Source organism: Cupriavidus numazuensis (assembly GCF_905397435.1).
GTDB lineage: Bacteria > Pseudomonadota > Gammaproteobacteria > Burkholderiales > Burkholderiaceae > Cupriavidus > Cupriavidus numazuensis.
Map to the genome: position 1 here is coordinate 73,700 of NZ_CAJPVI010000015.1, position 13,271 is coordinate 86,970.

The following is a 13,271-nucleotide window of genomic DNA, read 5'->3' on the forward strand; positions in this document are numbered from 1 at the left end:
GCCCCGCAACGGCAACGCCGAGCAGGGCTGTCCTCCATGCCTGTCGCCTGCATTGAATTTGTCCGCCTTGCCCCCGCCCATCGTCTGGCTGGCTTTGAGCCTGACGCTGCTGCTCGCGTCCGCGCTGCTGGCTGCACGCGTGCGCGTGTTGCGGCGCCGGCTCGCGCGCAGCCAGGCCTGCACGGCACGGCTGCGCCAGCGCCTGACGCTGCATACGGCGGTGCTGGACAGCATTCCCCTGCCCGTCTATGTGCGCGACGCCCGGCAGCGGCTCATCACCTGCAACCGGCGCTACGAGGAACTGGTCGGCGCCTCACGCGCATCGCTGCGAGGCCTGCCGCCGGACAAGCCGGAACCGCTCGCCGGCGTGATCACGGACGTTGCTGAACTCTCCGAGGACTATCGCGACGTCATTAGCTCGGGCCGCGCACTCAGCAAGGACCGCTGCCTGCACATCCAGGGCGAAAAGCGGCATGTACTGAACTGGGTCGCACCGTTGCAGGGCCCCGGCAAGGCCGTGACGGCACTGGCCGGTGGCTGGGTCGACCTGACCGAGCGCCACGACATGCTCGCCCAGCTGGCCGAAGCCAAGGCGCGTGCCGAGGCGGCAAACCGGGCCAAGTCCACCTTCCTCGCCTCGGTCAGCCACGAGATCCGGACCCCGATGAACGCCGTGGCCGGCATGATCGAACTCGCCCTGAAGCGACCGGAGATGCCGCCCGACGAGCGCCGCATGCTGTCCACCGCGCACGATTCCGCGCTCGCACTGCTCGCATTGATCGACGACATTCTCGACTTGTCGAAGATGGAAGCGGGCAAGCTGCGCGTCCATCCCGTGCCCGCCAGCTTGCCGGCGCTGGTGGAGGAAGTTCTGCAGATGCTCGGGCCGGTAGCCGCGCAGAAGCCGTTGCCGCTGGTGCCGGTCATCGACCCGGGGATCGCGGCAGCGCATATGGTCGATCCACTGCGTGTCAAGCAGGTACTTGGCAATCTGGTGTCCAACGCCATCCGCTTCACCGACAAGGGCGAAGTACGCGTGCATCTGCACGGCGGCCGCGTGCATGCGGGAAAGCAGAAGATCGTGCTGACGGTCACTGACACCGGCATTGGCATCGCACACGCCGACCAGGCGCGCCTGTTCCAGCCGTTCGAGCAGGCGCACGATCGATCCCGGCCACAATCCGGTGGCACCGGGCTGGGCCTGGCCATCTGCCGCCGGCTGGTCGCGGCCATGGGCGGCCAGATCCGTCTCGATAGTCAGGCGGGGACCGGCACACGTGTGCGGGTCACCCTGCGGCTGCGCACGGCCTGCTTGCCCGTCTCGCCCGAGCTGCCCGCGGCTTCCGCATGCACGGCTGTGACCGATGCGCTGCATATCCTGGTCGTGGACGACCATGCGCCGAACCGCCTGCTACTGAAGTGGCAGCTCGAACATCTGGGCCACCGCGTGGACACGGCCGCAGATGGCAGCGAGGCACTGGAGCGGCTGGCCCGGGCTCCGACGGCCTCCGAGGGGCCATTTGACCTGGTGATCTGCGACTGCGCCATGCCAGTCATGGATGGCCAGACCTTTGCGCGCGCACTGCGCGCGCGCAACGACGCGCTCGCCCGAATTCCGGTGATCGGATGCACGGCCAGCGCGGTGCCCGAGGACCATCAGTCAGCGCTTCAGGCTGGCATGGATGGCGTGCTGGTCAAGCCGGTCGGCCTGGCGGCACTCGCCGAAGCCGTGCGCGCGTATGCCTGTGCGGGTCGCGGACTGCCTAGCCTGGCACAGATGCCGTTGCCATGGCCCACGGCTGGCACGGAGCCAGCGCGCGTGTCTCCGGCGCCGGACCGATGGTGCGAGGTCTGCCGGGCCTTGAATGTCCAATGCGGGCGGGCTGGTGACGGCTCGTGATACTGGGCTGAATTGTGGGGAGTTGTCGTTCTTGGCAGGCGCCGCTGTTTCGCCGGCGTAGCCGGCGAGTCACTTTTGTCCGAGCGACAAAAGTAACCAAAAACGCGTTTTGGTTGCCCCAAAGGGGCGAATTTTTATCGTAGTGGGCCAGGGGTGTTGTACGGGTATGGGCTTCAGAGTGATTTACGCTGCCTGCCGCGTGGGGCACCACCGTGGTCAGAATTACAGCGCTGATTGAACGAGCCCTGCAAGCGTTTGTGGACCCTGCTGCGAGCGATATCGTGTGATCGCCTTCGGCTGCGCTGCGCGCAGAGCTCAAGTCTGAGCACACAAGTCCAGGGCAAACCACGCCTCGGTGACGACGCCCGCGCATGGCATGCGCGAAGTCGAGAAAGGACCTCGGACGAACCTGGGCGCCAGCGACGCTGATGAGCTCGCACCCAGACGACGACGCGCGCGCAGCGCAGCCGAAGGCGTCCCACCACTGACCTGGTTGAAACGCTGTACCCGAGTCCGTCTTGGGGATCGTCCAAACGCCGTGCCGCGCGAGGCACAGGTTCTGACTCACATGGCGTAGCAGGGTCGAACGGCCGACCACCATCGTTGGCGTCCAAAGCCGCTTGAACCACTGCCGCCGTGGAATTGATGGCCAGCGGCAACGACGCGCTTTTCTGCCTACTCTTTTGTCGCTCGGACAAAAGAGTAGGTCGCCGGCTACGCCGGCGAAACAGCGGCGCCTGCCAAGAACGACACCCCATTCCCAACCACAAAACCCCCGCCACTCAGCAGAAGAACTATAAAAAAAACCCGGCTGGCAGCCAACGCAAAGCCACCCCGCCGGAGCAAAACCTGCAAGCTTGCACACTCGCAGGCGGTAGTCAGAAGATATGGTTCATCCCAAGGCTGAACGCGGAGTTACCAGCAGCGGGGTTGCCCACATCATTCGCGTTCCACACGCGGTAGAACCCCGACGTCGCCGTATTCGGCGCACGGTTCCAGATATGCGCATATGAGGTATAGACGCTGGTGCGCTTCGACAGCTTGTACACGTACCCGATGCCCGCCTGCTGCGCATCATTATTGGCAGCGGTGCGATCGTTCTTGTAGATGTAGGACGCAACGATCCGCCCTGCACCCACGGGAATGGACGCGCCGATCAGGACATCTTCGGACTTGTAGTTCGGCGTGCCCGGCACGATCGCTCCGCGGTTGATCACGTAGTTGAGATAGCCCGTGGCAACACCAAAGTCGTACTTGGCGCCGAAGAACACCTCGCGCGCATCCTTGCCGGGACCGTTCGCGTCATGCGCATCGGCATAGGCAACGCGCCCCATGAATCGCTCGTTCGAATACCCGAGCGAAGCGCCAAACTGGCCATTGGTGCTCACGCTGCCCGGGGCTTCGCCAAAGCTGTATGACACTTCACCGTCCAGTCCGCCCAATGTGTTGGGCAGGTTGTACTTGATCGCGTTGTCGAAGCGGTTGCTGCCGCCACGGCCGCCAGCCGAGATCAGGTTGGCCGAGGTGCCCGCGAGCCCCGTCACGAACGGATCGAATTCGACCTGGGCAAGCGCCAGCGTCGTGTATTGCCGACCCAGCGTCATACGACCCGCCCTGGCGTCGAGACCGACATAGGCTTGTCGGCCGAACAGCAGGCCGCCCTGGCCAGAGGCGCCGGTGTCCATCAGAATGCCGGCCTCCAGCGTGAAGAATGCCGCCGTGCCGCTACCGAGATCTTCACGCCCGCGCATGCCGACGCGCGAGCCGGACATCATGCCGCTCGTCACCTTGGTCACCGAGCCTGCGGCCGCGCCGCTTTCATGGACGAGGCCCATGTCCGCCACACCATAGAGATTCACCGACGATGACTGCGCCCGCGCCGCGCCATACGTGCCAAGCGCAGCCAACGCGGCCGCCAGGATTACCCGCTTCTTCATTCCGCCGTCCTTCCAGTCATTGAGTTGCAAGATTGAATTTCCAAATTCATGTTTTTCTTATAAATTCCTGCAGCGCGCGAGCGACGTCCTCCCAGGTACATGGGCCTTACATGTGATACGGGATAGAACTCGTCACGCGCGCGGCTGGCGCGATCAGTCGGCCTGGATGCCGAATTCCTTTACGAGCTTGCCGTAGCGCGCGTAGTCGTTCGCGATCAGCGTGCGCAAGGTTGCGGGGTCACCGCCAACGGGCGTGGTGGCAACGGTCGCCATGCGCGCGACCACCTCGGGCATCTTCAGGATCTCGTTGAAGTGCTTGTTGAGCATGCCGACCATTTCGGCGGACATGCCTTTCGGCCCGAGTACGGCTTGCCATGCCCCGACTTCGACATCCTTGTAGCCGAGTTCAGTCAGCGTCGGGACATTGGGCGCGAACGGCGAGCGCTTTGTGTCGGCGACAGCGAGAGGACGAAGCTTCCCGGACTGGAAGTACTGCGCTACCGGGCCCAGCGTCGAGTACATCATCGGCACCTGGCCGCCCAGCAGGTCAACGATGGCGGGTGCGCTGCCACGATAGGGAACCTGAGCGATTTTGACGCCTGCGGACTTGTTGAACAGTTCGCCGAGGATGTGCATCGGGGAACCGTTGCCCGGGCTGGCGTAGCTTTGCAGATTGCCGGACTTCGCGCGCGTCACGAGTTCCGACATCCTGGTCACGCCCGCCTCCTTGTTCACAATCACGAACAGCGACTGCGTGCCGAGTTCGACGATAGGCGTGAAGTCCTTCTGCGGATCGTAGCTGGCGCCGGTGCCAGGCTTCAGCACGAGCGGCGATATAGCCAGCGTGTTGGGGGCAACCAGCAGCGTGTATCCGTCAGCCGGAGCCTTGGCCACATAGGCGCTGCCGATGGTACCGGCCGCCCCCGTGCGGTTTTCGACGACCACGGGCTGGCCAAGGCGAGCGGTGAGCTTTTCCGCAAACAACCGTGCCAGCACATCGCTATCGCCACCTGCCGGATAGGCTACGACGAGCGTGACGGGCCGGTTCGGATAGCCGTCCTGGGCAATGGCGCCTCCCGCCAGCGTGGCCGCGGCCATGGCAGTCAACGCAACGAGCATGCGACGTCTTGCAGTCTTGTTCATGGGGTCGATTTCCTCTGTCTGTCTTCCGCGTTTCGTATATGAAACGTTGTTTTAGTAAAACCGCGAACAAATTATAAATTTCGTTGCTACAAATAAAAGATCGCGTTTACCCTGCAAGACAGGCTGCGGTGAAGCCGTAGCCGCTTGTGGCGGAAAATTTCGTTGTCACGGTAAAATTTATTTGTATCCAGCCCCCACCGCCAGCTGATGCTTGCGCTCAAGGTCTGCCCCCTCCACTTGCCGCCCATCATCAAGACAATCATGCGGACTTCCGATCTGCCAAGCAGGCTCCAGAGCCCTGATCCGACACCAAGCCAGACAATTTCGGGAAAGGCGTATCAGCTTCTGCGCGCGGACATCATTGCCGGCAGTCTTGCGCCAGGAGAAAAGCTGCGCCTGCAGGCACTGCAGGATCGCTATGAGCTGGGCCTGAGCCCGATTCGCGAGGGGTTGATGCTGCTTTGCGGCGAGGGCCTGGTCAGCAATGAGGGGCAACGCGGCTTCAGCGTGTCGAAGCTGTCCAGGGACGATCTCCTTGACCTGATGCACGCGCGCATCTCGATCGAACTGCTGCTGCTGGCAGACGCTATCGAGCACGGCGACGATGACTGGGGCGCCAATATCATGGCCGCCTACTACAAGCTGACCAAGGCACGCCTGCCCACCGATGCCTCCGACACCGTCGCCGTGGAACTGTGGGAAACGGCGCATCGGCGCTTTCACTTCGCGCTGGTCGCGGCGGCGCGGTCACGCTGGCTGCTGCGCATCGACGAGCAACTGGTGGATCATTCGGAACGGTATCGCCGCATCCGCCTGGCCTATCGCGAATCGAGCCAGGCGCTGGCCGATGATGTCATGCAGGAACACCTGGACCTCATGGAAGCCGTGCTGGCGCGCGATGTGGAAAAGGCCTCCGCGCTGTTGCGGCAGCACCTCATGCGCACCGCGGAAGTCCTCAGCAAACGCTTCGCCGACTAGGCAACGGCTCCGGGAAGCGCCACGTAGGCCACGATCTCGATGCGCATGCCCGGCACCACCAGCGCCTTCGCAATCACGGTCGAGCGGTTCGGATATGGCGCGGTGAAGAATTCCCGGTAGACCGCGTCGACAATGGGAACGTCCTCGACTTCCACGAGCGTGACCAGTACCTGCGCCACGCAGGACAGGTCGGCACCGGCAGCCTCCGCGGCCCGGCGCAAGTTTTCAAAGGTCAGTCGCGCCTGCTGGGCAATGTCACCGGTATAGACCGTGCCATCCGGCCGTACGGGACCATGCGCGGTGAACAGCAGGCCGGCGGCGCTGACCGCCCACGAAAACGGCTGCGCCGGCGTGGGCAGCCCGGTGTCGATCACCTTTCTCATCGCGACGTCTCCATGACCAGTTGCGCAAGCCGCGCGTACCACGGGTGGTTCGGATCGGCGAGCGCCGTATGCGTGCCGAAATGGTCTTCTCCGGCATGCTCATGGCAGCTTGCGGCGGCCTGCCGGGCCGCGAGCATCGCGTAGAGGCTGCGATTGGAGCGGATGACGCGTTCGCTGTCATGCTGGCCATAGCTCAATACCATCGGCACGGTGGTTCCTGCGGACCACGTCAGCGGGCTCATGACCGCGTCCGACTCGGGCCTATCGAGTAGCGTGGTGTAGACGCGCTCCTCGAGACTGCCGGGTGCCGGACTCGGGTGGTACAGGTTCATGATGCCGCTGATCGGCAGGCAGCCACGCACGCTGTCCGGCGCAACGCCCGCTGCCACCAGCGCCCCCTGCCGCATGGCTGTCATCGCCGCAATGCCACCGCCAGCCGAATGACCGGCCAGGTACAACCGCGCCGGATCACCGCCCCATTTCGCGATGTCGTTCTGCAGGCTGGCCAGCAGCAAGACCGCGTCGTCGAATGCTGCAGGCAACCGGTGCTCGGGCGCCAGTCGATACGCGGGCGCCACCAGTACCATGCCGAGCGCCGTCACCCATGGCGCCATGAACGACACGTACTCCTTGTACCCGTTCGTCCAGCCGCCGCCATGCCAGAACACGAGTACTGGCGCGTTGTGCAGCGTGTCGGTCGTGAACACGTCATACCGGTGTTGGACTGACGGGCCGTACGGTACGTCCCGCGATGCCGCGACATGGTCCGGCAACTCGTCCGCCCACGCCAGAACGGTCTTCTCATAGGCGACCGCCGCCTCGAACGGAAGCGGCGGTTGAGGCGGCACTGCGGTAGTGCCGGTGCGGACTGACGTCATGGATGTTTGTCTCGTATGGATTGGGGGTCAGGCGCAAGGCAGTACCGCGAGTGCAGCACCGGCCCTGCCCCAATGAACACGAAATATACACATCGATAGTATTTGCCCGCAACACTATAATTTATAAATCTATGCCAAGCCCGCATGAGCGCCGCAACATGTGTGCAATACAACACTTGGCTGATAGTGAGAGTCCCAGCCCTCCAGGATGGCGAACCCGAACGCTTCAGCGCGCCTGACGCAAGGGATCTACCAGGTGCCGCAGCCCGTTGTGATCCAGCTCCTGCATCAACGCCAGCAGGCGGCCCAGTTGACCGGGCGGGAATCCTTCCCTCGCAAACCAGTTCAGGTAGTTGCCAGGCAAGTCTGCGATCAGCGTTCCCTTGTGCTTGCCGAAAGGCATCTCGCGCGTGACGAGCAGTAGCAGGAGTTCTCCGTCTGGCAGCATGATCGGTGGCGAATGGAAGTTGGCGGCCGGCATTATATCGACACGGTAGACGCCACAACCGGTCGCACTGCGGTGTACGCTACCAGATGCCCGCCGCATGCCGCCAGCGCATCGGGCGCATCCGCATGGATCCGTTTCACCGTTTCAACCTGGCATGGATTTCGCGCAGCCGGCAGGCTGCCGACGAGATCCGACCAAACGGAGATCCTCACATGACCTCATCCGCCTCCTCCCGCAGACAGGCATTCCGGCAACAGGCCGCATCGAAAAAAGCCTTGCTCATTCCCGGCGCCTTCAACGCCATGAGCGCCCGGGTCATCGAAGACCTCGGCTTCAAGGCCGTGTACCTCACGGGGGCCGGTGTCACCAATATGTCATTCGGCCTGCCTGACTTGGGCTTCATCGGCCTGAGCGATATCGCCGAGCACACGGCGCGGGTCCGGGATGCGGTGGAACTGCCGTTGCTCGTCGATGCGGATACCGGTTTCGGCAACGCGCTGAACGTGCGCCAGGCCGTGCGCACGCTGGAGCGCGCAGGCGCCGATGCGATCCAGCTCGAGGACCAGGTCATGCCGAAGAAGTGCGGGCATTTTGCCGGCAAGGATGTCGTCAGCACGGACGAAATGGTAGCCAAGATCCGGGCCGCGACCGACGCGCGCGACGACCCCGACTTCCAGATCGTCGCGCGCACGGATGCCGCGGCCGTGCACGGCATCGAGGATGCGATCGATCGCGGACACCGCTTTGCCGAAGCCGGTGCCGATATCCTGTTCTTCGAGGCGATCGAGGGTCAAAGCGATATCGCTCGCCTGCCGGGCCTGTTCGATGTGCCGCTGCTGATCAATATCGTCATCGGCGGAAAGACGCCGGTGCAAGGGCTCGACGCGCTGGAGCGGCTTGGCTACGGCCTCGTGCTCTACGCGAACGCCGCCCTGCAAGGCGCCGTGCGCGGCATGCAGCAGGCGCTCGGCAACCTGCAGGCAAACGGCCAGATGGATGAGGATCCCGCCATCGTGGTGCCCTTCAGCGAGCGCCAGCGGCTGGTCAGGAAGCCCTTGTACGACGAACTCGATGCCCGCTACAAGACGGATGAATGAGTACGCGGAAATCATCCACCTGCCCCGCGCCCGACTGTGGAGGCACCATGAAGACAGCGCTTATTGTCCTTGACCTGATCAACGACATCGTCCATTCCGAAGGCAAGCTCGCCGGCGGTGGCACAGCGGCCCAGGCCGGCGCGCGCGGCCTGCTGGCAAAGGCCAATGCCGTCATCGCCCACGCCCGCGCCCGCCGGTGGCCGGTCATCTTTGTGAAGGTGGGATTCTCGGACACCTACGCCGAGCAGCCGAAGGCGTCGCCGTTCTTCGGCAAGGCCCATACGATCGGCGCCTTGACGCTTGGAGCATGGGGTACAGAATTCGTCGAAGGCCTTGATGTACAGGCCAGCGACAGCGTGGTGGTCAAGCACCGGATCAGCGCATTTTCGGGCACATCGCTTGAAACGATCCTCCGGGCAAACCAGGTAGAGCGCGTCGTGCTGGCAGGCGTCAGCACCACATGGGCCGTGGAATCGACAGCGCGCGATGCGCACGACCGCGACTATCGCGTCGTCGTCATCGAAGATGCCTGCGCCGCGAGAAGCGAGGAGGACCACCAGCATGCGATGAAGAACATCGCTGGCATTGCGACGGTCATGACCGTTGATGACTTGCTCGCCAGCCACGATGTGCCTGCCTGAAGTCCACAGCAGGCGAGGACTTCAGGCATCCGGTGCCGAAGCGATCATTTACATGGCCGGTAAGAATTGGCGGCCACGGCAGCGATACCGCTGCCCTGCCCTGTCTTCCCGTGGCCTGCCAGCCACCTGGCATCCGGGCACGCACCCTGCAACAGGCCGAGGACGCAGTGGCCGCGAGGCCACCGCATCCCCATCGAACGAAGGAGCCGCAACATGCCCAATGAAAACCGCAACCTGACCAACCTCGCCATCGCGGCTGCGGCCGGTGCCGCGCTGATGTACCTGTTCGACCCGCACCAGGGCGCCCGGCGACGCGCACAATTGCGGGACAAGGCAGCGGCCGGGAAGCATGACCTGGCCGATTACGCGCAGACACAAGCCAAGCGCGTGCTCGATCATGCGCGGGGGCTCGCAGCCAAGGTGCGGCCCCATGTGAACGCGAGCCTGCGCGACGTCGACACGAGCGACTACCAGATCGGCGAACGGATCCGTGCGCAACTCGGCCGTGTGCTGAGCCACCCGGGCGCGGTGGAGGTCGATGTGAGCGGTGGATGCGCTTGCCTCAGTGGCCACATTCTGGCCAGCGAGCATGACGCCGTGCTGTCGACGGTGTGGGCCGTGCCTGGTGTCACGGACCTCGCCGACGAACTGACTATCCATGAGAAAGCCGGCAATATTCCTGCCTTGCAGGGCTGATACCTGATTCGCCATCGAAGACTGTCCCGGGGTCTTGCCGACCCCGGCCAGTCCTACATCACCCGCCCGAACCACCACAGGGACAGCAGCCCCGCGCACGCCGCCAGCAACGCGCCGAGCGCGGCAAAGAACGCCGTCACCTCGACCTGGTCGCGCTTGTCGAACGCGAGCCTGGTGTTGAGCGCGCGGTACACCTTCTTCAGCGCGGCAGTGTCCTCAAGCCGGAAATATTCGGCGCCGGTGGTGTCGGCGACCTGCTTCAACACCTTTTCGTCCAGCCTCACGCGCGCCGACCAGCCATCGGCCGACAGCACGACGCCTTCCGTCGTGCCCACGCCAACCGTGTAGACGCGCACGCCGTACGTGGCTGCAAGCTGCGCGGCCTGTACCGCGCCCGGACCCGAATTGCTTTCGCCGTCGGAGAACAGCACGATCGCCCCGGACGCGTACGATCCGGGCCGGACCGGCTCGCCGTCTTCTGAATCGCCCGGAGCCGCTTTGCCTGGCTTGGCGGGCTGGGCGATATCGCCACCGTTCATGAGACGTTCTGCATCGTTGGTCGTTTGCGGCAGCAGCGTGGTCAGCGCGATCAGCAAGCCGTTGCCCAGCGCGGTGCCTCCTTGCGGCTTCAGGCCTTCGATCGCCGTCGCCACGTCGTCCTTGCTGTGGCTGGGCGCCTGTGCCAGCGCCGCCGTACCCGCCATGGCCACCACACCGACGCTGACGCCCGCCGGCTGGGCATCAAGCAGCACCTTGGCCGCCTGCTGCGCCGCGCGGATACGGCTCGGCCGGACATCCTGCGCGCGCATGCTGCCCGACAGGTCGATCACGAGGATCACGGTCTTGATGCGCGACGGCAGCGTCATCACCGCCTGCGGACGGGCAATGGCAAAGATCAGCGCGGCCAATGCCAGCAATGCCAGCACGGCAGGCACATGGCGGCGCCAGCCAGTCCCGCCTGTCATGGCAAACCCGATCGACTTGAGGGCCGGATGGCTGACTGTCGTCCGCCGCCGCCGCGCGTCGAACCAGACATAGCCCGCAGTCAGCACGAACAAGAGGCCGAGCAGCCACAGCATGTCGGGCCACAGGAAGCTGAACAGAGGCAGCCGGTCGATGGCGTCTGTCATGCCGCGTTCCTCGCAGGCGCTTTCGTCGCCGGTTTCGTCGCCGCTTTCGCGGCCCCTTGCCGGAAGCGGCGCTCACGCGTGAACTGCAACAGTGCAAGGTCCATCGGCGCATACGTCGACAGCGTCAGGCATTCCACGCCGGCGCGCGCGAAAGCCAGGCGCAGTTCGGCCTCGCGCGCTTCAGCGGCTGCCGCAAAGCGCTTGCGGAACGCGGGATCATGCGTGTCGATAAACATCTGCTCCGCGGTTTCGGCATCCTGCAGCACGACGAGCCCGAGGTCGGGCAAAGCCATTTCGAGCGGATCGACCAGCCGCACGGCCACGACTTCATGACGCCGCGCCAGCATGCCGAGCGAGGTCTGCCAGCCCGGCGTACTGATGAAGTCGGACACGACGAACATGACCGAGCGCCGCTTTGCGACAGCGCGCGCGCGTTCCAGCAGGTCGCGCAGCCGGGTTTCGCCGGGGCACGCGGCCGGCGTGGCGTGCATGCGGTCAAGCAGGTGCAGCAGCTGGCGCCGCCCCGTGCGCGGCGGAATCATCGACGCATCCGCGTCCGCTGCCCCACCGTAGAGCACGGCGCCGATGCGGTTGCCGTAGCGCGTCAGCAGCAACGCCATCACGGTCGTGAAGTCGTTCAGCAGATCGCGCTTGCGCACCTCGCCCGAACCGAACTCGATCGATCCGCTCAGGTCGAGCACGAACCACGCGGAGAGATCACGGTCTTCCTGGAACTCGCGCACGTGCGGCGTCTGCAGACGCGCCGTCACGTTCCAGTCGATATGCCGCACATCGTCGCCCGGCCGGTACTCGCGCAAGTCGGCAAGGTCGAGGCCGAAGCCGCGGAACAGCGTGCGGTAATCCCCCTGCAGCAGCCCGTCGAGGCGCCGCACCACGGTCCATTCCAGGCGGCGCAGCAGGCTCTCTGTCCGCTTTGTGCCCACACTGACAAGGGCCGGACCGGCAGGCGTGGCGGCAGATGCGGCAGATGCAGCCGCCTCGGCGCCGCGCCGGCGCCTAGCGCGCAGTCGCTCGAACATGGGATTCGAGCGGGCGTTCCGGAACCGGCAGCGCCTGCAGGATGCGGCTGATGAGCTGGTCGGCGGTCGCGCCGTCCGACATCGCCTCGTACGACAGCGACAGCCGGTGGCGCAACACGTCGGGCACGAGGTCGATCACGTCTTCGGGCACCGCATAGTTGCGGCCGCGCAGGAACGCGAGTGCGCGGGCGCCTTCGATCAGCCCGATCGTGGCACGGGGGCTGGCTCCGAAGGTGATGTAGCGCTCGATCTCTTCCAGGCCATAGCCGGACGGCTTGCGCGTCGCCGCCACCACGCGCACCGCATACTGCACCAGCGACGGGTCGACGTACACCTTGCGGCACTCGTCCTGCAGGCCGGTCAGGTGTTCCGGCGTGGCAATCGGGCTCACGCTGATGCGCGGTCCCGTCACGCGGTTGACGATGACGACCTCTTCCTCCTCGCTCGGATAGCCGACTAGCACTTTCATCATGAAGCGATCGACCTGTGCCTCGGGCAACGGGTAGGTACCCTCGGTCTCGATCGGATTCTGCGTGGCCATAACGAGGAACGGCGTCGGCACACGATGCGTCTCGCCGGCGATGGTCACCTGCTTTTCCTGCATCACTTCCAGCAGCGCGCTTTGTACCTTAGCCGGCGCACGGTTGATTTCATCGGCGAGCAGCAGGTTGGCGAACACCGGGCCGCGCACGGTCGAGAACTCGCCGGTGCCCTGGTTGTACATGCGCGTGCCGACCAGGTCCGCCGGCAGCAGGTCCGGCGTGAACTGGATGCGCTTGAAGGATCCGCTCATGGTCCTGGCCAGCGTATTGACGGTCAGCGTCTTCGCCAGGCCGGGCACGCCTTCCACGAGCAGGTGGCCGCCGGCCAGTATGGCGACCAGCACGCGTTCGAGAAAGTGGTCCTGACCGACGACCACGCGTTTCACCTCGTACAGCAGGCGCTCCATCAGATCGGCGCTGTCAATCGCGCCACGGGCTTGCTCGTTCATAGGCCTCCG

At 64.8% G+C, this 13,271-nt stretch carries 13 protein-coding genes; 5 read left to right on the top strand and 8 right to left on the bottom strand.

Translation table 11 applies throughout. The features are described from left to right. Positions 1-67 precede the first annotated feature (67 nt). A complete protein-coding gene (locus tag KHO41_RS13870) occupies positions 68-1,900 on the top strand; it encodes an ATP-binding protein (protein WP_244873836.1) in 1,833 nt (610 codons plus the stop codon). Positions 1,901-2,778: 878 nt separating this feature from the next. On the opposite strand, the gene KHO41_RS13875 is transcribed toward KHO41_RS13870, so the two are convergent. Together KHO41_RS13875 and KHO41_RS13880 are read right to left on the bottom strand one after the other, a co-directional pair. After that, the gene (locus tag KHO41_RS13875) at positions 2,779-3,867 is read right to left on the bottom strand and encodes a porin (RefSeq protein WP_244873837.1); all 1,089 of its coding nucleotides are present in this window, start codon (positions 3,865-3,867) and stop codon (positions 2,779-2,781) included. Between the two features lie 123 nt (positions 3,868-3,990). After that, positions 3,991-4,980: a Bug family tripartite tricarboxylate transporter substrate binding protein gene (locus tag KHO41_RS13880; RefSeq protein WP_211953857.1), complete on the bottom strand. Its 990-nt coding sequence runs from the start codon at positions 4,978-4,980 to the stop codon at positions 3,991-3,993. Positions 4,981-5,241: 261 nt separating this feature from the next. Here KHO41_RS13880 and KHO41_RS13885 point away from each other — a divergent pair, with 261 nt between their 5' ends. Continuing rightward, entirely contained in the window at positions 5,242-5,958 is a 717-nt protein-coding gene (locus KHO41_RS13885; RefSeq protein ID WP_211953858.1) for an FCD domain-containing protein, read from the top strand. Here the strand turns inward: KHO41_RS13885 and KHO41_RS13890 are convergent. The 3 genes from KHO41_RS13890 to KHO41_RS13900 all read right to left on the bottom strand — a co-directional run bounded on the left by KHO41_RS13890 (position 5,955) and on the right by KHO41_RS13900 (position 7,667). Next, positions 5,955-6,341, bottom strand: a complete 387-nt coding sequence (locus tag KHO41_RS13890) for a RidA family protein (RefSeq protein WP_211953859.1) — start codon at positions 6,339-6,341, stop codon at positions 5,955-5,957. The genes KHO41_RS13885 and KHO41_RS13890 overlap by 4 nt on opposite strands. Continuing rightward, entirely contained in the window at positions 6,338-7,219 is an 882-nt protein-coding gene (locus tag KHO41_RS13895; RefSeq protein ID WP_211953860.1) for an alpha/beta hydrolase, read from the bottom strand. Before KHO41_RS13895 ends, KHO41_RS13890 begins: the two co-directional genes overlap by 4 nt. A 226-nt stretch (positions 7,220-7,445) precedes the next feature. Beyond that, positions 7,446-7,667 carry a DUF3820 family protein gene (locus KHO41_RS13900; protein ID WP_211953861.1) on the bottom strand — a complete coding sequence of 74 codons (222 nt, stop codon included), beginning with the start codon at positions 7,665-7,667 and terminating at the stop codon, positions 7,446-7,448. A 212-nt stretch (positions 7,668-7,879) separates the two neighbouring features. Here KHO41_RS13900 and KHO41_RS13905 point away from each other — a divergent pair, with 212 nt between their 5' ends. The 3 genes from KHO41_RS13905 (at position 7,880) to KHO41_RS13915 (ending at position 10,101) form a co-directional block, all read left to right on the top strand. Then, entirely contained in the window at positions 7,880-8,764 is an 885-nt protein-coding gene (locus KHO41_RS13905; protein ID WP_211953862.1) for an isocitrate lyase/PEP mutase family protein, read from the top strand. A gap of 47 nt (positions 8,765-8,811) precedes the next feature. Then, the gene (locus KHO41_RS13910; protein WP_211953863.1) at positions 8,812-9,405 is read left to right on the top strand and encodes an isochorismatase family cysteine hydrolase; all 594 of its coding nucleotides are present in this window, start codon (positions 8,812-8,814) and stop codon (positions 9,403-9,405) included. A gap of 213 nt (positions 9,406-9,618) precedes the next feature. After that, positions 9,619-10,101: a BON domain-containing protein gene (locus KHO41_RS13915; protein WP_211953864.1), complete on the top strand. Its 483-nt coding sequence runs from the start codon at positions 9,619-9,621 to the stop codon at positions 10,099-10,101. Between the two features lie 53 nt (positions 10,102-10,154). Here KHO41_RS13915 and KHO41_RS13920 read toward each other — a convergent pair whose 3' ends face one another. The 3 genes from KHO41_RS13920 to KHO41_RS13930 are packed head-to-tail and all read right to left on the bottom strand — an operon-like array spanning position 10,155 to position 13,262. Further along, positions 10,155-11,231 carry a vWA domain-containing protein gene (locus KHO41_RS13920; protein WP_211953865.1) on the bottom strand — a complete coding sequence of 359 codons (1,077 nt, stop codon included), beginning with the start codon at positions 11,229-11,231 and terminating at the stop codon, positions 10,155-10,157. Then, on the bottom strand, positions 11,228-12,271 hold the full coding sequence (locus KHO41_RS13925) for a DUF58 domain-containing protein (protein ID WP_211953866.1): 1,044 nt from the start codon (positions 12,269-12,271) through the stop codon (positions 11,228-11,230). The genes KHO41_RS13920 and KHO41_RS13925 overlap by 4 nt, the downstream gene beginning before the upstream one ends. Next, the gene (locus KHO41_RS13930; protein WP_211953867.1) at positions 12,249-13,262 is read right to left on the bottom strand and encodes an AAA family ATPase; all 1,014 of its coding nucleotides are present in this window, start codon (positions 13,260-13,262) and stop codon (positions 12,249-12,251) included. Before KHO41_RS13930 ends, KHO41_RS13925 begins: the two co-directional genes overlap by 23 nt. Positions 13,263-13,271 lie beyond the last annotated feature (9 nt).